Raw genomic sequence first — 18,853 nt, forward strand, 5'->3', positions numbered from 1 at the left:
AAACACCGCCCCTGCTGCTGTCCGGGTCATGTTTCACGTGAAACATGACCCTGTTCCACAGCCTCAGCTCTCCGAGGCCCACCACTCCTTGAGTGCGGCCACGGCCGCGTCATGCTCCATCGGCCCGTTCTCCAGCCGCAGTTCCAACAGGAACTTGTAGGCACGACCGATGACCGGCCCGGGCCTGACGCCCAGGATCTCCATGATCTGGTTTCCGTCGAGGTCGGGGCGGATCGAGTCCAGCTCCTCCCGTTCCTGCAACTGCGCGATCCGCTCTTCCAGCCCGTCATACGCACGGGACAGCGTGGCGGCCCTGCGCTTGTTCCGTGTGGTGCAGTCCGAGCGGGTCAGCTTGTGGAGGCGGTCGAGGAGCGGGCCGGCGTCACGGACATAGCGGCGGACGGCCGAGTCGGTCCACTCGCCGGTGCCGTAGCCGTGGAAACGCAGGTGGAGTTCGACGAGGCGTGAGACGTCCTTCACCAGGTCGTTCGAGTACTTGAGCGCCAGCATGCGCTTCTTGGTCATCTTCGCGCCGACGACCTCGTGGTGGTGGAACGAGACCCGGCCGTCCTTCTCGAAGCGGCGGGTCCGCGGCTTGCCGATGTCGTGCAGCAGCGCGGCCAGGCGGAGGGTGAGGTCGGGACCGTTCTCCTCCAGTTCCATCGCCTGCTCCAGAACGATCAGCGTGTGTTCGTAGACATCCTTGTGCCGGTGGTGCTCGTCGCTCTCCAGACGGAGGGCGGGAAGCTCAGGCAGGACGTGGTCCGCGAGTCCGGTGTCGACCATCAGGGTCAGCCCCTTGCGGGGGTTCGCGGAGAGGATCAGCTTGTTCAGCTCGTCCCGCACCCGCTCGGCCGAGACGATCTCGATCCGCCCGGACATCTCCTTCATCGCAGCGACGACCTCGGGAGCGACCTCGAAGTCGAGCTGCGCGGCGAACCGTGCCGCCCTCATCATCCGCAAGGGATCGTCCGAGAAGGACGCCTCGGGAGTGCCCGGGGTCCGCAGCACCCGTGCCGCGAGGTCGTCGAGGCCGCCGTACGGATCGACGAACTCCTTCTCCGGAAGCGCGACAGCCATCGCGTTCACCGTGAAGTCGCGCCGGACGAGGTCCTCCTCGATGGAGTCTCCGTACGACACCTCGGGTTTGCGTGAGGTCCGGTCGTACGCCTCCGACCGGTATGTGGTCACCTCGATCAGGTAGCCGTCCTTCTGCACCCCCACCGTGCCGAAGGCGATCCCGACCTCCCACACGGCGTCCGCCCACGGCCGGACGATCTTCAGTACGTCCTCGGGTCGTGCGTCCGTCGTGAAGTCCAGGTCGTTGTCGAGCCGGCCCAGCAACCTGTCCCGCACCGAGCCGCCGACCAGGGCGAGGGAGAACCCGGCCTCCTGGAAACGGCGGGCGAGTTCGTCGGTGACGGGAGCCATCCGCAGCACTTCGCTGTCCGCGCGGTACTGCACCTGGCTCGGGGCACTGGGGCTGTCTTCGTTGGCGTTCGGCACAACAGAAAAGGGTACGTGGCCCGGGCCACCGCGAGCGCCTCCATTAAATGTGCACAGGCACGTTCGCGGATACCCGCACAAGCGACGCCCTTACGACGTACACCAGCGCTCCCCTTGATACGCACACATACGGGACGGTCCGGCAACGTTCTCCGATCTTGTGGAGCAGACCGCGGCACTTCCCCTCAGCGCGCATCGTTACCATGCGTGGACGCACATTGCGACGACCACTGACGATGACGAGGGACGGGCGAGCGCGTGGCCGAGGCGGCAGACTTCCAGGGGATGAGTCCCTCACCTGCCCGCCGGTGGCTGCGGCGCACCGGCGCACTGCTCGCCGGCGCGCCTCTGCTGGCCGGCCTCCTTCAGTTGTCCGCCGCCGCGCCCGCCGGTGCGGCCGAGCAGACGTCCGCGCAGGCCGCCTCCGGCTCGCAGACCGTGTCCGTCTCCGTGGACACGTTCAGCCCCAGCAGCCCCACGGACGGCGACACACTGACGATCTCCGGGACGGTGACGAACAACGGCAAGCAGGCGGTCACCGGCGCCCACGTGGGCCTGCGCCTGGGACAGGCACTGACCACCCGCTCCGCGATCGACACCGTCGCCAAGCGCACCGACTACATCCAGGGCGTCGACGGCTCGGAGGTCGGCGACAAGTACACCGAGAAGTTCTCCAAGCTCACTCCGGGCGTCGCCGAGCCCTTCACGCTCTCCGTACCGGTGGACAAGCTGGACCTCGGCGACGACGGCGTCTACCCGCTCGCTGTCTCGCTCTCCGGCCAGACCTCGGCGCGGCCGTGGGAGCAGGTGCTGGGCATCCAGCGGACGTTCCTGCCGTGGCAGCCCGGCGAGGCGGACACGAGGACGAAGACGACGTATCTGTGGCCGCTCGTCTCCAGCGTCCACATGACGGCGCAGACGGGTTCCAACGAGCAGCAGACGCCGGTCTTCCTCAACGACGACCTCGCGAAGGAGATCTCCCCGGGCGGTCGGCTCGACCAGATGCTGTCGCTGGGCAAGGATCTCGACGTCACCTGGGTGATCGACCCCGACCTGCTGGCCTCCGTGGACGCGATGACCCGCAGCTACAGGATCCAGGGAGACGGCGACACCACGACGACGGGCACCCACCAGGCGGTCGCCAAGGCGTGGCTCGCCGAGTTGCAGTCGGCGGTGGCGGACAAGGAGGTCGTCGCCCTCCCCTTCGCCGACCCGGACCTGGCGTCGCTCGCCCACAACGGCACCAGCGTCACCGGCTCGCTGAGCCACCTCAAGGACGCCACCGACGTCGCCGCCAGCACCGTGGAGACGGTGCTCCACGTGACGCCGAGCACGGACTTCGCCTGGCCGGTGAACGGCGCCGTGGACCCGTCGATCATCAAGGTCGCCACCTCGGCCGGCGCCGACAAGGTGATCGCCCGCAGCGACAGCCTCCAGGAGACCGCCGGGCTGCCGTACACGCCCTCCGCGGCCCGGCCCATCGGCGGTGGTACGACGGCCGTGGTCGCGGACGCGAGGCTCTCGACGGCGTTCGAGGGGGATCTGACGAAGGCCGGGTCCGCCACGCTCGCGGAGCAGCGGTTCCTCGCCCAGAGCCTGGCGCTCGACCTGCAGACGAACAAGCAGCGCAGCATCGTCGTCGCGCCGCAGCGCATGCCGACCGCGAGCCAGGCCCAGGCGATGGCCGAGGCACTGACGACGCTCCAGGGCAGCGAGTGGAGCGAGTCGCAGGATCTCGCCGCGGCGGCCAAGGCCAAGCCGGACCCGAGCGCCACCACCAAGGTCCCGTCGTCCTCCGCGTACCCCTCCTCGCTGCGCAAGCAGGAGCTGCCGAAGTCCGCCTTCGAGGAGATCGCGACCACCCAGGACAAGCTCGACAACTTCCGCGTGATCCTCACCGACGAGTCCCGGGTGGTGACCCCCTTCGGGCGGGCCATGAACCGTGGGATGTCCACGTCGTGGCGCGGGGAGGCCGGGGAGGCCACGAACTTCCGCCAGGGCGTGCTGGACTACCTCGAAGACCTCACCGACCAGGTCAAGCTGATCGACAAGTCCGAGACCAAGCTCTCGGGCCGCAGCGCCACGATCCCCGTGACCGTGCAGAACAACCTGGTGCAGGGCGTCGGCCACCTGGTCCTGCGCCTCACCTCGACGAGCCCCACCCGACTGAAGATCGGCGGCAAGGCCTACACGGAGCAGCAGGTCACGGTGAACGGCGGACACAGCCAGTCGGTGAAGTTCACCACGTCGGCCAACGCCAACGGCAAGGTAGAGGTGGTCGCCCAACTGTTCACGCAGGACGGCCAGGAGTACGGGCAGGCCGTCCGGTTCGACGTGAAGGTCACCGAGGTCACCGCCACGGTGATGCTGGTCATCGGCGGCGGTGTCCTGCTCCTCGTCCTCGCCGGCTTCCGCATGTACACCCACCGCAAGCGGGCCGTCGCCCGCCAGGCGGAGGAGGAGGGTCCCGACGGGCCCGACGACGGAGCGGCCGAGGATCCCGACGGTCCGGAGAACCCCGAAGGTGCCCAAGACCGTCTCAAGGAGGAGTCCGGCACTCCGTCCCGGGCAGACGACCCGGAGCACCCGAGTGACCCGACACCGGACACCGCACCGGAAAGCGCCGACCCGTCCGGCACGGGTGAGAGAGTGGACCGTTGAGCGATGTCGTGGCCGGTGGGCCCGGGGACGATGAGGTGGGGTAACCATGAACGCGCCGTACGACGGTGACCGCGGTCAGGGCGCGGGCGGCTCGGGCTACCCCGAGGGTCCGCCACCCGAACACGGCCAGGTGCCGCCGCAGCCTCCCGCGGACATGTACCTCCAGGACGCCTACGACCAGGACCCCTACCGGGCGCAGGACCTCTCCGCCCAGGACCCGGTCGCCGAGGCGCTCTACGACCGCGCCGCGCACCCTCCGCCGCCTCCGGGCACGTACCAGCCGCAGCCCCCGCTCTACGCCCAGCCCCCGCAGTCCCCGTACGCCCCCGACCCCCGTGTGTGGGCGCAGACCCCGGCACCGGAGCCGGAGGGCCCGACCCAGTACCTGCCGTACGGCGACAACGCCCGGACGACGCAGTTCGTGGGCGTGGACGACCTGGTGAGCGGGGCGAGCGAGGAGTACCACGAGCCGGACGCCTTCGCTCATCTCTTCCGGGACCAGGGCCAGGGCGGCGCCCGCCCGCCGACGGAACCCCCGGCGGTCCCCGGCCCGTCCCCTGCGCCGTCCTCGGGCCAGGTGCCCCCCGCGCCGTCTCCGGAGCCGATGTCCGACGCGACGATGCAGCTCACCCCGACGGCGCCGGCACCGGCGCCCGCGGCCGCTCCCGCGAAGGGCGGCCGGACCACGGGTCTCCTGAAGTCGAGCGCCGTGATGGCGGCAGGCACGATGGTTTCCCGCCTGACCGGCTTCGTCCGCTCCGCGCTGATCGTCTCGGCGCTGGGTGTCGGCATGCTCGGCGACACCTTCCAGGTCGCCTACCAGTTGCCGACGATGATCTACATCCTGACCGTGGGCGGCGGCCTCAACTCCGTCTTCGTGCCGCAGCTCGTGCGTGCCATGAAGGAGGACGACGACGGCGGTGAGGCGTTCGCCAACCGACTGCTGACCCTCGTCATGGTGGCGTTGGGCGCGCTCACCGCGCTCGCGGTCTTCGCGGCCCCCCTCCTGATCCGTCTGCTGTCCGACTCGGTGGCCAACGACCCGGCGGCCAACGATGTGGGCGTCACCTTCGTCCGCTACTTCCTGCCCTCGATCTTCTTCATGGGCGTCCACGTCGTGATGGGCCAGATCCTGAACGCACGCGGCAAGTTCGGCGCGATGATGTGGACCCCGGTCCTCAACAACATCGTCATCATCGTGACGCTCGGCATGTTCATCTGGGTGTACGGCACCTCCGCGAACTCCGGCATGAAGGTCACGAGCATCCCGCCGGAGGGCCAGCGCCTGCTCGGCATCGGGGTGCTGCTCGGCCTGGTCGTCCAAGCCCTCGCGATGATCCCGTATCTGCGGGAGACCGGGTTCCGGCTGCGGCTGCGCTTCGACTGGCGGGGACACGGTCTCGGCAAGGCCGCGACGCTCGCCAAGTGGACCGTCCTCTTCGTCCTCGCCAACCAGGCCGGCGCGATCGTCGTGTCCCAACTCTCCACCGCCGCGGGCAAGTCCTCGCCCGTCGACGGCACCGGCTTCGCCGCCTACGCCAACGCACAGCTCATCTGGGGCCTGCCCCAGGCGATCATCACCGTCTCCCTGATGGCCGCTCTGCTGCCGCGCATCTCGCGCTCGGCGGCGGAGGGCGACGGAGGCGCCGTCCGCGACGACATCTCCCAGGGGCTGCGCACGACCGCCGTGGCGATCGTGCCGATCGCCTTCGGCCTCCTCGCCCTCGGTATCCCGATGTGCACCCTGATCTTCGGCTCCTCGGGGACCAGCGAGGCCACCAACATGGGCTTCATGCTGATGGCCTTCGCCCTCGGCCTGATCCCGTACTCGGTGCAGTACGTCGTCCTGCGCGCGTTCTACGCCTACGAGGACACCCGGACGCCCTTCTACAACACCGTCATCGTGGCCGCGGTCAACGCGGGCGCCTCGGTGGCCTGCTACTACATGCTCCCGGCCCGCTGGGCCGTGGTCGGCATGGCGGCCTCGTACGGCCTCGCCTACGCGATCGGTGTCGGCGTCGCCTGGAACCGGCTGCGCAAGCGGCTGGACGGCGACCTGGACGGCGCTCGTGTGCTGCGGACGTACGCTCGGCTCTGCATCGCCTCCGTGCCGGCCGCACTGCTCAGTGGTGCGGCCGTCTACGGGATCGGTCATACGCTCGGCCAGGGGGTCGTCGGCTCGTTCGCCGCACTTCTGGCGGGCGGCGCGGTACTGCTCGGAATCTTCTACGTCGCCGCCCGACGCATGCGCATCGAGGAGCTCAACTCCCTCGTCGGCATGGTGCGCGGGCGCTTGGGGCGCTGAGGCGGGGGCACACGCACAACCATCGTCCGCCGCTGTGTGTCGTGCATAGCGGCAGACTGTGGGCACAATTGGTTTCGGCGTCGGACAGCGTGCAACGGATGGGGAGGCAGGAGCGACGGTGGCGGAACGGAGCACGGCTGCCGTCGACGTGGCAGACAACAGCGGCGACGAGCCGCTGACCGCCAAGGCGGACCAGTCCACGGCCGACGGGGTGGCCCAGAACCCGGAGCGGGACACGGAAAGCGACAAGGCACAGGGGAGCGGCGGGATCGAGGGAACCGAGAAGGCCTCACCTCCCGAACTGCACAGCGGTCACAAGCTCGCCAGACGCTATCGCCTCGAAGAGTGCGTCACCCGTCTGGACGGCTTCAGCAGTTGGCGCGCGGTGGACGAGAAGCTCCGCCGTGCCGTCGGCGTCCACATCCTGCCGGCGGACCATGCGAGGGCCCGCTCCGTGCTGGCCGCGGCTCGTTCCTCGGCGCTGCTGGGTGATCCCCGCTTCGTCCAGGTGCTGGACGCCGTGGAGGAGAACGACCTCGTCTATGTCGTGCACGAATGGCTGCCCGACGCCACGGAACTGACGGCGCTTCTGGCACCCGGCCCGCTGGAGGTGCACGACGCCTACCAGATGGTCAGCCAGATCGCCTCGGCCATGGCCGCCGCACACCGCGAGGGCCTCGCCCATCTGCGCCTCAACCCGAACGCCGTGCTGCGCACCTCGTCCGGCCAGTGGCGTATCCGTGGTCTGGCCGTCAACGCCGCGCTGCGCGGCATCAGTTCGGACACCCCGCAGCGCACTGACACCGAGGCGATCGGTGCCCTGCTGTACGCCGCGCTCACCCAGCGCTGGCCGTACGAGGACGACGCCTACGGTCTGTCCGGGCTGCCCAAGGGCGTCGGTCTCATCGCCCCCGATCAGGTGCGCGCGGGTGTCCACCGCGGTCTGTCGGAGCTCGCCATGCGCGCGCTCGCCAACGACGGTGCCACGGCTTCACGGCACGAAGCGGCATGCACCACACCGGAGGAGCTGGTGAAGGCGATCGGCGAGATGCCCCGCATCCGCCCGCCGGAGCCCGTGTTCACCGCGCCGCCCGAGTACCAGCGCACGACGTACCAACAGGGCACGTACGGCCGCCCCGCGTCGCATCCCGGTGGCCCGCAGACCGTGGCGACCCCGCCGCCCCCACTGCAGAGCCGCACCGGCAAGGCCCTCAAGTGGGCCGTGTCCGCGTTGCTCATCGCCGCACTGGGCCTGGGCAGTTGGCAGCTCGCGGACGCTCTCATGGACCAGGGCAACAAGTCCGAGGACACGAAGCAGACGCAGACCACGGACGGGAACGACAAGTCCGGCGACAAGACCAAGCCCGTCAAGACGACGCTCGCTATCCAGGGCGCCGAGGAGTTCGTGGCGAAGGGCGACGCCCAGCATCCGGGCGACGTCGACAAGACGTACGACAAGGACTCGTCGACGTACTGGCGGACCTCCAGCTTCATAGGGGGCCCGGTACTCGCGCCGTACAAGCCCGGCGTGGGCATCGTCTACGACCTCGGTTCGGCCCAGAACGTGTCCACGGCGACCATAGGGCTCTACTACAGCGGCGATCACACGACGGTGAAGCTCTACGCGGCCGACTCGCTGTCGCCCTCCTCACTGGACTCCATGACGCAGATCGGCAGCGTCACGACGACTGGGACCAGTGCCACGGTGAAGGTCACCAAGCAGGTGAAGAGCCGGTACGTTCTTGTCTGGCTCACCGCTCTGCCCCACGCGGAGAGCGACCAGTACAGCAACGCGGGCTACAAGCAGGCCATCACCGACGTGAAGTTCACGGGCTGACGTCTCACCGGAGGGGGAGGGGGTCCGATGGCGGAAGGCGCCGGATACGACGGAGCGAGCGATCAGGATCTGCTCGCCCGTCATGTTGAAGGCGACTCCGATGCCTTCGGTGAGCTCGTACGGCGGCACCGGGACCGGCTCTGGGCCGTGGCCCTGCGGACGCTGGGAGACCGCGAGGAGGCCGCTGACGCCGTCCAGGACGCCCTCGTCTCCGCCTACCGGGCCGCCCACACCTTCCGCGGCCAGTCGGCCGTCACGACCTGGCTGCACCGGATCACGGTGAACGCCTGCCTGGATCGCGCTCGCAAGGCCGCCTCCAGAAAGACGTCTCCGGTCGACGACACGGAACGCCTGGAACAGCTCCTGGAGCCGCACGAGTCCGCCTCGGCTCCCGCGGAACGCAACGACTTGCATCGCCAACTGCTGGAAGCCCTGGGCACTCTCCCACCCGACCAGCGCGCCGCCCTCGTCCTCGTGGACATGCAGGGTTACCCCGTCGCGGAAGCCGCCCGCATGCTCGATGTGCCGACCGGCACGGTGAAGAGCCGCTGCGCCCGCGGAAGAGCCAGACTGCTTCCGCTGCTCACCCATCTGCGGCCGGAAAGAGCTGGCGACGACAAGGAACCGGGCTCAGGACGGAACCGGGCGCAGGGGACATCCGTCCCACCGGCAGCGGGACCTCGCGACGCGGGTCCCGAGGATGCAGGGCCGAGCGATTCAACTGCTGTGAAGGGCGGAGGTGGGCGAGCGTGACATCCACGACAGACACGGCCGGGCACCCGGACGTCGCGGACATCTCCGACCTCACCGAGGGCCTTCTCCCGCCGTCCAGGACAGCGGAGGTGGAACGGCATCTGGACGAGTGCGAACTCTGCGCGGACGTCCGCGACTCGCTGGAGGAGATCCGCGGTCTGCTGGGGACACTGCCAGGTGCACCGCGTATGCCCGCCGAGGTCGCGAGCCGTATCGACGCAGCCCTCGCCGCGGAAGCCCTCCTGGGTGCCACCGCGCCCGAAGCCCTGACCGCGCCGACGTTGGTGAGCGCGTCCCGCTCCATGGCGGGCGAGGGCCACGAGGGCGCCGAGAGTCATGTTTCACGTGAAACATCGCCTGCGGCCGACCGTCCGTCAGGACGCGCGCACGCGGCGACCGGTCCCGGACGCAAGGGGCGGAGTCGCGGCGGACGTCGCGGAAGGATCGTCCTGGGAGCCGTGTTCACCGCAGCCGTTCTGGGGGCCGGCTCTCTGTTCATCCAGTCGCTGGGCGACCACCAGTCCTCCGACACGGCTCAGGGGAACCCGACCAGCTCTGCTGACACCTTCTCCAAGGGCAAGCTGGAGAGCCAGGTCTCGGATCTCCTCTCCACCAAGAAGGCCACGAGTCGGGGCACCACCGGCGGGGAGAAGTCCTGGAAGGCCGAAACCGACCCCGGCAGCGGGGCGTCTTCCGCCAAGACTCCCCAGAGTCAGACCCTGATCATGCCTTCTGACTCCATCCCGGACTGCATTCGGCAGGGCATCGACCGCGGCAACGAGGATGTCCTCGGTGCCAAGGAAGGCACCTACAACGGAAGCGCCGCCTATCTCGTGGTGCTGCCCGATGCTTCCGACAACAGCCGTGTCACGGCATACGTCGTCGACGCGGCCTGCACGACGAGCCAGATGTCCACCCCTGGCAAGGTCCTCCTGACGCGGTCGTACCCGCGTTCCTGACTGCGGACGTCTCATCTCCGGTCGGCTTGGTACCTCCCTACCGTGTGCTGTCTGCGTGTGCCCGGACACACCGGGAATGCGGGCCCCGTAGGATCCGTTGGGTGGGGTGGAAGCTCCGAAAGGGGCGACCACCGGTCGTACTGACGCAGTCCAGAGACGAGGAACCAAGCCGTGAGCGACGTCCGAAACGTGATCATCATCGGCTCCGGGCCCGCCGGCTACACGGCGGCGCTCTACACCGCGCGCGCGTCGCTGAAGCCGCTGGTGTTCGAGGGCGCCGTCACCGCTGGTGGCGCGCTGATGAACACCACCGAGGTGGAGAACTTCCCGGGCTTCCAGGACGGCATCATGGGCCCCGAGCTCATGGACAACATGCGTGCCCAGGCCGAGCGCTTCGGTGCCGAGCTGATCCCGGACGACGTGGTCTCCGTCGACCTGACCGGTGAGATCAAGACGGTCACGGACACCTCGGGCACCGTGCACAAGGCGAAGGCCGTCATCGTCACCACCGGCTCGCAGCACCGCAAGCTGGGTCTGCCGAACGAGGACGCGCTCTCCGGCCGAGGTGTCTCGTGGTGTGCCACCTGTGACGGCTTCTTCTTCAAGGACCAGGACATCGCCGTCATCGGCGGTGGCGACACGGCGATGGAGGAGGCGACCTTCCTCTCCCGCTTCGCCAAGTCCGTGACGATCGTGCACCGCCGGGACAGCCTGCGTGCCTCCAAGGCGATGCAGGAACGCGCCTTCGCGGACCCGAAGATCAAGTTTGTCTGGGACAGCGAAGTCGCCGAGATCGAGGGCGACCCGAAGCTCGCCGGCCTCAAGCTGCGCAACCTGAAGACCGGGGAACTCTCGGACCTCGCGGTGACGGGGTTGTTCATCGCGATCGGCCATGACCCCCGCACGGAGCTCTTCAAGGGCCAACTGGACCTGGACGGAGAGGGCTACCTGAAGGTCGAGGCCCCCTCGACCCGGACCAACCTGACCGGTGTCTTCGGCGCCGGTGACGTCGTCGACCACACCTACCGCCAGGCGATCACCGCCGCCGGCACCGGCTGCTCCGCCGCTCTGGACGCCGAGCGTTTCCTCGCCGCCCTCGCGGACGAGGAGAAGGCAGAGCCCGCGAAGACCACCGTCTGACCCCCATCCGCCCCACCGCACGATCAAGTTAAGGAGCCCGCCGTGGCCGGCACTCTGAAGAATGTGACCGACGATTCCTTCGATGAGGACGTCCTCAAGAGCGACAAGCCCGTCCTGGTGGACTTCTGGGCGTCCTGGTGCGGTCCGTGCCGCCAGATCGCTCCGTCCCTTGAGGCCATCGCCGCCGAGTACGGCGACAAGATCGAGGTCGTGAAGCTCAACATCGACGAGAACCCGGGCACGGCCGCCAAGTACGGCGTCATGTCGATCCCGACCCTGAACGTCTACCAGGGCGGCGAGGTCGCCAAGACCATCGTCGGTGCGAAGCCTAAGGCTGCGATCGTTCGCGACCTTGAGGACTTCATCGCCGAGTGATGTTTCACGTGAAACACGAATGGGCCGACTCCCCGGAGTCGGCCCATTCGCTTTAGAGCGGTCGGAGCGCTGGTTCCTTCTGTACCGCCCCGAGGAGTCGGTCGAGCGCCAGCTCCACGTCTTCCTTCCACGAGAGCGTCGTGCGCAGCTCCAGCCTCAGTCGCGGATACGTCGGATGCTGGCGGACCGTCTTGAAGCCCACGGCGAGCAGATGATCGGCAGGCAGGACGCAGGCGGCCTCTTTCGCTCGGGCATCACCGAAGGCCTCGATCGCCTTGAAACCCCGCCGCAGCAGATCCTTGGCGACCGTCTGGACCATGACCCGGCCCAGGCCCTGCCCCTGGTAGCCCGGCATGATGAACGCCGTCATCAGTTGCACGGCGTCCGGTGAGACAGGGCTCGTGGGAAACGCGGTCGATCGGGGGACGTAGGCAGGCGGCGCGTAGAGGACGAAGCCGACCGGTACGTCGTCGACATAGACGACCCGCCCGCAGGAGCCCCAATCCAGCAGAACCGAGGAGATCCAGGCTTCCTTCTCTCCTGCTGACGTGCCTGCCTTTACCGCGGCCTGGCCGCTGACGGGATCCAACTCCCAGAAGACGCAGGACCGACACCGCTGGGGAAGGTCCGGGAGATTGTCCAGCGTGAGCGGTACGAGCCGACGCCCCATGAAGGCTGATCCTCGCTTCCTTCGCCCGCAGCCTCGCAGGCGGCTGTCAGAGCGCTGCGTTCCCTGAGCAGACTGCCGACGAACCCGCCGACCGCCCCCAGGCCCAGACCCGCGCTCACCAGTCCGGTGCGGCTCACCGTTCGCATGGCCCCTGCCTCCCCTAAGAGGTGCTGCCAGGTGGATGCGCCATACCCGAACGCATCGTATCCATGATGCGATTCCATCGATACCGACAGAAAGCAAAGAGCGGGCCGTGTTCCGGTACACACCGGACACGGCCCGCTCTGCTGGTCGGACGAGCAGGAATCCCTTGCCGCAGTTGAACGGCTCAGTCCTCATCCTCCGAGTCGTCGTCCAGCAGACTCCTCTGCAGGACCGGGCCCTCGCCCGGAGCCAGCGAGCCGAGGATTCGCTCAAGATCCTCTATCGAAGCGAACTCGACGGTGATCTTGCCCTTCTTCTGGCCCAGGTCGACCTTCACTCGGGTCTCGAAGCGATCCGAGAGACGGGTGGCGAGGTCGGTCAGCGCCGGGGAGACCAGAGTGCCGGCCCGCGGGCCCTTGGAACGCTGAGCCGTCTGGGGACGGGAACCCATCAGGGTCACGATCTCCTCGACCGCTCGCACCGAGAGACCCTCCGCCACGATCCGGTGGGCCAGCTGGTCCTGCTCCTCCGAGTCGTCGACGGAGAGCAGCGCCCGGGCATGACCGGCGGAGAGCACTCCGGCGGCGACCCGGCGCTGGACCGATGGCGAGAGCTTCAGCAGACGCAGGGTGTTGGAGACCTGCGGGCGGGACCGACCGATGCGGTCCGCCAACTGGTCGTGCGTGCAGTTGAAGTCCTTGAGCAACTGGTCGTAGGCAGCCGCCTCTTCGAGCGGGTTCAACTGGGCACGGTGCAGGTTCTCCAGGAGGGCGTCCAGGAGAAGCTTCTCGTCGTCCGTGGCCCGCACGATCGCCGGGATCGCTTCGAGCCCCGCCTCACGACAGGCCCGCCAGCGCCGCTCGCCCATGATGAGTTCGTAGCGCGTCGGGGCGATCTGCCGTACGACGACGGGCTGGAGGAGACCGACCTCCTTGATGGAGGTGACGAGTTCCTGCAGCGCGTCCTCGTCGAACACCTCACGCGGCTGGCGCGGGTTCGGTGTGATGTCGCCGAGGGGCAGCTCAGCGAAGTAGGCACCTACGGGAGGCGCCAGCGTCTCCACAGTGCCGTACGTCGACGAGTCCTCTGTCTCGTAGGAGACCTGCGGGAGCATGGTGACCTTCGCAGCCGCCACGCCCCGGTCGCCGGTGATGACCGGAACAGCCGTGGGGGACGTGGAAGCAGCGCCACCCCCCGTCGCGGCCGGAGCCACCGTCTTCTCCCCTGTCGGGGCTGCGGGGATCAGTGCGCCGAGCCCACGGCCCAAACCCCTCCGTCGCTCGCTCACTGGATGCCCTCCACCATGCTCTGGTCGCTCTGAGCGCCGATGTGCGCATGCGGTGCGTCATAGCTGACGCCCACACCCTTCAGAGCGATTTCCCTTGCGGCCTCAAAGTAGGAGAGGGCACCGCTCGATCCTGGATCGTAGGTCAGTACCGTCTGCCCATAACTCGGCGCCTCGGAGATACGGACCGAGCGGGGGATGCTCGTCCGCAGCACCTCGTCGCCGAAGTGACTGCGCACCTCGTCCGCGACCTGGGACGCGAGACGTGTCCGGCCGTCGTACATGGTGAGCAGGATGGTCGACACATGCAGGTTGGGGTTGAGGTGCCCCCGTACCAGGTCGACGTTGCGGAGCAACTGCCCGAGGCCTTCCAATGCGTAGTACTCGCACTGGATCGGAATGAGGACCTCCGCGCCGGCGACCAACGCGTTGACCGTCAGCAGGCCGAGTGAGGGCGGGCAGTCGATGAGGATGTAGTCCAGCGGCTGCTCATAGGCCTGAATCGCCCGTTGCAGTCTGCTCTCGCGCGCCACCAGGGACACGAGCTCGATCTCCGCACCGGCCAGGTCGATGGTGGCAGGAGCGCAGAAGAGGCCTTCGACATCGGGAACCGGCTGCACGACCTCGGCGAGAGGTCTGCTGTCGACCAACACGTCATAGATGGAAGGAACTTCCGCGTGGTGGTCGATCCCCAGTGCTGTGGACGCGTTGCCCTGTGGGTCGAGGTCGACCACCAGAACGCGGGCCCCGTGCAGGGCCAGAGAGGCGGCAAGATTGACGGTCGTCGTCGTCTTGCCCACCCCGCCCTTCTGGTTGGCGACGACCATGATTCGGGTCTGCTCCGGTCGTGGCAGGCCTTCGCCGGCACGACCTAGGGCTTCAACCGCCAGTTGGGCAGCACGACCGATGGGAGTGTCGTCCATAGGGGGCGGTGTTTCACGTGAAACATCCTCCCCCATCGACTCGGTACGGGGACCGGGGACCGGATCGGTCATCGGTCCCGCGATGTTGGCGTCGGACCGCAAGGATTCACTCTCCTCGACTTCAGGCTCGCAATGAACAGAGCCTCCCATGTCTTCAGGGTCGTGAACCAGTGAGGCCTGTTGTTCTGTGGAGAATTCCACCTCTGTGGACAACTCCGTGCCCTCTCCGAGTGATCCGAGAGGCTTCCGATCGCGGGGTTCGGCCGCAGCGCGGCCACGACTGATGATGCCGTGTAGCAGTGAACGACGTTTCACGTGAAACACGATGCACAGCGGCCGAGGCCGAACTGTCGCGACACTCCGGCATGCGTAGGTTTGGCAGCTTGTGTGGAGTAAGTCTCGTCGTCAGGACGGATCACCAACGCGGTTCAGGCGTCGACGCATCCTCAACGGCGCCGCCGTGTACGTCCCGTACGGGCCGCCTTGGCCCGCTTGGCAGCGAAACGCACTCCGCCAGGGCTCTCCCCGACCTCGACACGCACAACTGTGGACAGCGGATCGACGATCCCTTCGCCGACCTGCAGGATGGACGTCCCCACCGCTCCGAGCTTGCTGAGTCCGGTCGCCGCGCTCTTGAGCTCCTCCTCGGCCGTGTCCCCCTTGAGGGCGAGCATTTCGCCGTAAGGACGCAGCAGCGGGATGCCCCAGGTGGCCAGCCGCTCCAGCGGAGCCACGGCCCGAGCCGTCACCACATGGACCGGCTGCAGCTTGCCCATGACCTCCTCGGCACGTCCCCGCACGACGGTGACGTGGTCGAGGCCCAGGAGCTCGACGACCTCGTTGAGGAAGTTCGTGCGGCGGAGCAGCGGTTCCAGCAGGGTGATCTTGATGTCGTCACGGACCAGTGCCAAGGGGATGCCGGGAAGGCCGGCGCCGGAGCCGACATCGCACACCGTCACCCCGTCGGGCACGACCTCCGAGAGGACGGCACAGTTCAGCAGGTGCCGCTCCCACAGGCGGGGCACCTCTCGCGGGCCGATGAGCCCACGCTGCACTCCCGCGTCGGCGAGCAGCTCGGCGTACCGGACCGCATCGTCGAAGCGATCGCCGAACACCTCGCGTGCCTGCTCGGGCGCAGGGGGAAGCTCCGCTGCCTCCGTCACGGGGGACCGTCCTTCCGTACCGCACAAGCGCATTGGGCGCTGATCACCAGGACCACCAGAACTACAGGACTATCAGGCTGACAAAGTTCGGCCCCGTCTGCTCAACAGACGGGGCCGGTGGAACCGTAGGGACCGATCAGGCGGGAAGCACGACGACGAAGCGCTGCGGCTCCTCGCCCTCCGACTCGCTGCGCAGTCCCGCGGCCTTGACCGCGTCGTGCACGACCTTGCGCTCGAACGGGGTCATCGGGTTCAGCTTCACCGGCTCGCCGGTGTTCTTCACGTCGGCCGCGGCCTTGGCGCCCAGCTCGGAGAGCTCGGTGCGCTTCTTGGCGCGGTAACCCGCGATGTCCAGCATCAGTCGGCTGCGATCCCCGGTCTCCCGGTGCACAGCCAGGCGGGTGAGCTCCTGGAGTGCCTCCAGCACCTCACCGTCACGGCCGACGAGCTTCTGGAGGTCGCGGCCGCTGCTGTCACTGATGATCGAGACAGCGGCCCGGTCGGCCTCGACATCCATGTCGATATCGCCGTCGAGATCGGCGATATCGAGCAGACCCTCAAGGTAGTCCGCGGCGATCTCGCCCTCCTGCTCCAGGCGGGACAGGGTGTCTGCACCCTCGGCAGCGGCGGAGGTGGTGCCTTCCGTCACGGGATGGACTCCTTCGTTACTTCTTGGACGGGGACTTGGGCCGCTGCGGGCCCTTGCGCTGTCCGGACTGGGCCTTGCTGCGGGTGCCGCCGGCGGGCTTCGGGGCGGCCTTCTTCGCAGCGGTGGCGGGCTTGGCGTCCTCGGGTTCGTCCGACTTGCTCAGCGAGGTCTTCGGCTCGGCGTCGTCGACCGTGTCGTCAGCGCTGTCGTCGGTCACCTTCGCGGCGGCGGAGGACTGGCGCTGGGACTTGGTCTGCCGCTTGGGCTGCTGACGCTTGGGAGCGGCCGTGGTCGGCGTACCGTCCTCGGACTCCACCGCAGTGCTCTCACCCTTCACCACGGTGCCGTCCGGCTGGGCCACGAGGCCCACCTTGGTGAGGCTGTTGATGAACTTGCGCTCGAACTCGTTGCGCTCACGGCCCTTGGAGACGATCGCCTTGACGATGGCCTTCTCGCCGCGGCTGCGGGTCTTCTCGTGGTGCGTGACGTGCTTGGTGAGGCGCTCCAGGTAAGCGGCCTGGGCCTTGGAACCCGGGGTCGGGTTGTTGCGGATGACGTACATCTGCTGGCCCATGGTCCACACGTTGGTAGTCAGCCAGTAGACGAGGACACCCACGGGGAAGTTGATGCCGAAGATGGCGAACATGACGGGGAAGACGTACATCAGCATCTTCTGCTGCTGCATGAACGGCGTCTTCACCGTGGTGTCGACGTTCTTCGTCATGAGCTGGCGCTGCGTGTAGAACTGTGACGCCGACATCATCACGATCATGATCGCGGTGACGACCCGGACGTCGGTCAGCGTGGCACCGAGCGCCTCGACCTTGCTGCTGCCGTCCGTGAACTTCGCGGCCAGGGGGGCACCGAAGATGTGCGCCTTACGCGCGCTGGCGAGCAGCGAGTCGTTGATGACGCCGATCGTCGAGCCCGTCGCGATGCCGTTGAGCACGTGGTACAGGGCGAAGAAGAAAGGGGACTGCGCCAGGATGGGAAGGCACGAGGAGAGCGGGTTGGTACCCGACTCCTTGTACAGCTTCATCATCTCTTCGGACTGACGCTGCTTGTCGTTCTTGTAGCGTTCCTGGATCTTCTTCATCTCGGGCTGCAGGGTCTGCATGGCCCGGGTCGCCTTGATCTGCTTCACGAAGAGCGGGATCAGGCAGATGCGGATCAGGATCACCAGGGACACGATGGACAGGCCCCAGGCCCAGCCCGTGTCGGGACCGAAGACCTTCCCGTACACCGAGTGGAACTGGACGATGACCCAGGAAACGGGTGTCGTGATGAAGCTGAAAAGACTGGCAATCGTGTCCACTAATCATGCTCCTTGGGCATGGGACGGTGTCTCTGCGGCCGGGCTCGAAGGACTCAGCCCTTCAGTGGCCGTTTCGGCGGCGGAGGTCCCGCCCTTGTGTACGCGCCCCGCACCCCGCAGCATCTCGTGCCACCGCGGACGCTTGCGCGGCGGGACATGGTCCACACCGCCGAGCGACCACGGATTGCACCGAAGGATGCGCCAGGCCGTGAGCGCGGTGCCCTTGATCGCGCCGTGCCGGTCTATGGCCGTGTAGCCGTAGTGGGAGCACGACGGGTAGTACTTGCACACCGGCCCGAGCAGCGGACTGATCGTCCACTGGTACAGCTTGATCAGCGCCAGTAGTGGGTACTTCATCGCGCGCCCCCTCCCAGCAGCCGCTGAACGGCGGCATCCAGGTCTTGGGCCAGCTGTGCATGGTCGGCGTCGCCCGCTGCGGGCAGCGCTCGTACGACTACCAGGCTACCGGGGGGAAACAGGGTGACTCGCTCGCGCATCAGATGACGGAGTCTGCGCTTCACCTTGTTGCGCACCACGGCGCCGCCCACTGCCTTGCTGACGACGAAACCCGCACGCGTCGGGGGAGCGCTCTCCCCCGACGCGTGCGGGTCCGTGGCACCGCTACGAAAGTGGACGACGAGGAGCGGGCGGCCGGCCCGGCGACCCCGTCGTACCGCGGTCGCGAAGTCTTCGCGCCGCCTCAGCCGATGCTCGGTAGGCAGCACGACGTCATGACCTGATCGGGATCAGGCGGACAGGCTGGCGCGACCCTTGCCACGGCGGTTCGCGAGAATCGCGCGACCGGCACGGGTACGCATCCGCAGGCGGAAGCCGTGGGTCTTGGCCCGACGACGGTTGTTCGGCTGGAAGGTGCGCTTGCTCACGAGGGGGCTCCAGAAATAAATCGGTGGTTGCGGGTGCCGTCCTGGCTGTCACCGTGCGCCCACGAGTAGCTCGCAGTTACGCCCGAGTGCACCGCTGACCGATCACCCACATGCGATCTGTGCCCATCGGAGGCAGGCGGCAGCAGCCATCGACAACTCGACCTGGTCACGGTACGCGGGGCTGCGCCATCCGGTCAAACCAGCAATCAGGAGGAGACACTATCCACAGGCTGGGGACAACAACTTGAACCGCACCCGTCGCCCTGACTACCGTGGCTGGACTC

General features: G+C 67.9%; 17 protein-coding genes. 7 read left to right on the plus strand and 10 right to left on the minus strand.

Going from position 1 to position 18,853, the window contains the following annotated elements; genetic code table 11:
- Positions 1-63: 63 nt before the first annotated feature.
- Entirely contained in the window at positions 64-1,506 is a 1,443-nt protein-coding gene (locus ABZT04_RS40395; protein WP_356064144.1) for a CCA tRNA nucleotidyltransferase, read from the minus strand.
- Between the two features lie 258 nt (positions 1,507-1,764).
- Here ABZT04_RS40395 and ABZT04_RS40400 point away from each other — a divergent pair, with 258 nt between their 5' ends.
- From ABZT04_RS40400 to trxA, 7 genes are all read left to right on the plus strand, one after another.
- Positions 1,765-4,167 carry a DUF6049 family protein gene (locus tag ABZT04_RS40400; protein ID WP_356064146.1) on the plus strand — a complete coding sequence of 801 codons (2,403 nt, stop codon included), beginning with the start codon at positions 1,765-1,767 and terminating at the stop codon, positions 4,165-4,167.
- Positions 4,168-4,213: 46 nt separating this feature from the next.
- Positions 4,214-6,472: a murein biosynthesis integral membrane protein MurJ gene (murJ, locus tag ABZT04_RS40405; protein WP_356064149.1), complete on the plus strand. Its 2,259-nt coding sequence runs from the start codon at positions 4,214-4,216 to the stop codon at positions 6,470-6,472.
- A 118-nt stretch (positions 6,473-6,590) separates the two neighbouring features.
- Positions 6,591-8,309: a protein kinase family protein gene (locus ABZT04_RS40410; RefSeq protein WP_356064151.1), complete on the plus strand. Its 1,719-nt coding sequence runs from the start codon at positions 6,591-6,593 to the stop codon at positions 8,307-8,309.
- A gap of 27 nt (positions 8,310-8,336) precedes the next feature.
- A complete protein-coding gene (gene sigM, locus ABZT04_RS40415) occupies positions 8,337-9,062 on the plus strand; it encodes an RNA polymerase sigma factor SigM (protein WP_356064154.1) in 726 nt (241 codons plus the stop codon).
- Complete coding sequence (locus tag ABZT04_RS40420) at positions 9,059-10,021, plus strand: hypothetical protein (protein WP_356064156.1); 963 nt, start codon at positions 9,059-9,061, stop codon at positions 10,019-10,021. Before sigM ends, ABZT04_RS40420 begins: the two co-directional genes overlap by 4 nt.
- Before the next feature lie 171 nt (positions 10,022-10,192).
- Positions 10,193-11,161: a thioredoxin-disulfide reductase gene (gene trxB, locus ABZT04_RS40425; protein ID WP_200676820.1), complete on the plus strand. Its 969-nt coding sequence runs from the start codon at positions 10,193-10,195 to the stop codon at positions 11,159-11,161.
- Positions 11,162-11,203: 42 nt separating this feature from the next.
- The gene (gene trxA, locus ABZT04_RS40430) at positions 11,204-11,536 is read left to right on the plus strand and encodes a thioredoxin (protein WP_355919935.1); all 333 of its coding nucleotides are present in this window, start codon (positions 11,204-11,206) and stop codon (positions 11,534-11,536) included.
- Positions 11,537-11,588: 52 nt separating this feature from the next.
- Here trxA and ABZT04_RS40435 read toward each other — a convergent pair whose 3' ends face one another.
- The 9 genes from ABZT04_RS40435 to rpmH form a co-directional block, all read right to left on the minus strand.
- On the minus strand, positions 11,589-12,206 hold the full coding sequence (locus ABZT04_RS40435) for a GNAT family N-acetyltransferase (protein WP_356064160.1): 618 nt from the start codon (positions 12,204-12,206) through the stop codon (positions 11,589-11,591).
- Between the two features lie 328 nt (positions 12,207-12,534).
- The gene (locus tag ABZT04_RS40440; RefSeq protein WP_356064162.1) at positions 12,535-13,638 is read right to left on the minus strand and encodes a ParB/RepB/Spo0J family partition protein; all 1,104 of its coding nucleotides are present in this window, start codon (positions 13,636-13,638) and stop codon (positions 12,535-12,537) included.
- Positions 13,635-14,708, minus strand: a complete 1,074-nt coding sequence (locus tag ABZT04_RS40445) for a ParA family protein (RefSeq protein WP_355920014.1) — start codon at positions 14,706-14,708, stop codon at positions 13,635-13,637. Before ABZT04_RS40445 ends, ABZT04_RS40440 begins: the two co-directional genes overlap by 4 nt.
- Before the next feature lie 296 nt (positions 14,709-15,004).
- The gene (gene rsmG / locus ABZT04_RS40450) at positions 15,005-15,721 is read right to left on the minus strand and encodes a 16S rRNA (guanine(527)-N(7))-methyltransferase RsmG (protein WP_356064163.1); all 717 of its coding nucleotides are present in this window, start codon (positions 15,719-15,721) and stop codon (positions 15,005-15,007) included.
- Between the two features lie 136 nt (positions 15,722-15,857).
- Positions 15,858-16,370 (minus strand): R3H domain-containing nucleic acid-binding protein, encoded by a 513-nt coding sequence (locus ABZT04_RS40455; RefSeq protein WP_019055151.1) that lies wholly within the window; start codon positions 16,368-16,370, stop codon positions 15,858-15,860.
- Positions 16,371-16,386: 16 nt separating this feature from the next.
- Positions 16,387-17,685: a membrane protein insertase YidC gene (gene yidC / locus ABZT04_RS40460; RefSeq protein WP_356064165.1), complete on the minus strand. Its 1,299-nt coding sequence runs from the start codon at positions 17,683-17,685 to the stop codon at positions 16,387-16,389.
- A gap of 3 nt (positions 17,686-17,688) precedes the next feature.
- Complete coding sequence (gene yidD, locus ABZT04_RS40465) at positions 17,689-18,042, minus strand: membrane protein insertion efficiency factor YidD (protein WP_355919919.1); 354 nt, start codon at positions 18,040-18,042, stop codon at positions 17,689-17,691.
- Positions 18,039-18,410, minus strand: coding sequence for a ribonuclease P protein component (gene rnpA, locus ABZT04_RS40470; RefSeq protein WP_356064167.1), 372 nt, complete (start codon positions 18,408-18,410; stop codon positions 18,039-18,041). The genes yidD and rnpA overlap by 4 nt, the downstream gene beginning before the upstream one ends.
- A gap of 21 nt (positions 18,411-18,431) precedes the next feature.
- On the minus strand, positions 18,432-18,569 hold the full coding sequence (gene rpmH / locus ABZT04_RS40475; RefSeq protein WP_006381191.1) for a 50S ribosomal protein L34: 138 nt from the start codon (positions 18,567-18,569) through the stop codon (positions 18,432-18,434).
- Between the last annotated feature and the right edge of the window lie 284 nt (positions 18,570-18,853).

The organism is Streptomyces sp. NPDC005492 (genome assembly GCF_040605995.1).
Classification (GTDB): domain Bacteria; phylum Actinomycetota; class Actinomycetes; order Streptomycetales; family Streptomycetaceae; genus Streptomyces.

What these genes read in the sequence shown, in the direction of transcription:
- murJ (WP_356064149.1), top strand. Translation starts at nt 4,214, where the DNA reads ATGAACGCGCCGTACGACGGTGACCGCGGTCAGGGCGCGGGCGGCTCG.
- ABZT04_RS40445 (WP_355920014.1), bottom strand. Translation starts at nt 14,708, where the DNA reads ATGGGAGGCTCTGTTCATTGCGAGCCTGAAGTCGAGGAGAGTGAATCC.
- yidD (WP_355919919.1), bottom strand. Translation starts at nt 18,042, where the DNA reads ATGAAGTACCCACTACTGGCGCTGATCAAGCTGTACCAGTGGACGATC.
- ABZT04_RS40435 (WP_356064160.1), bottom strand. Translation starts at nt 12,206, where the DNA reads ATGGGGCGTCGGCTCGTACCGCTCACGCTGGACAATCTCCCGGACCTT.
- sigM (WP_356064154.1), top strand. Translation starts at nt 8,337, where the DNA reads ATGGCGGAAGGCGCCGGATACGACGGAGCGAGCGATCAGGATCTGCTC.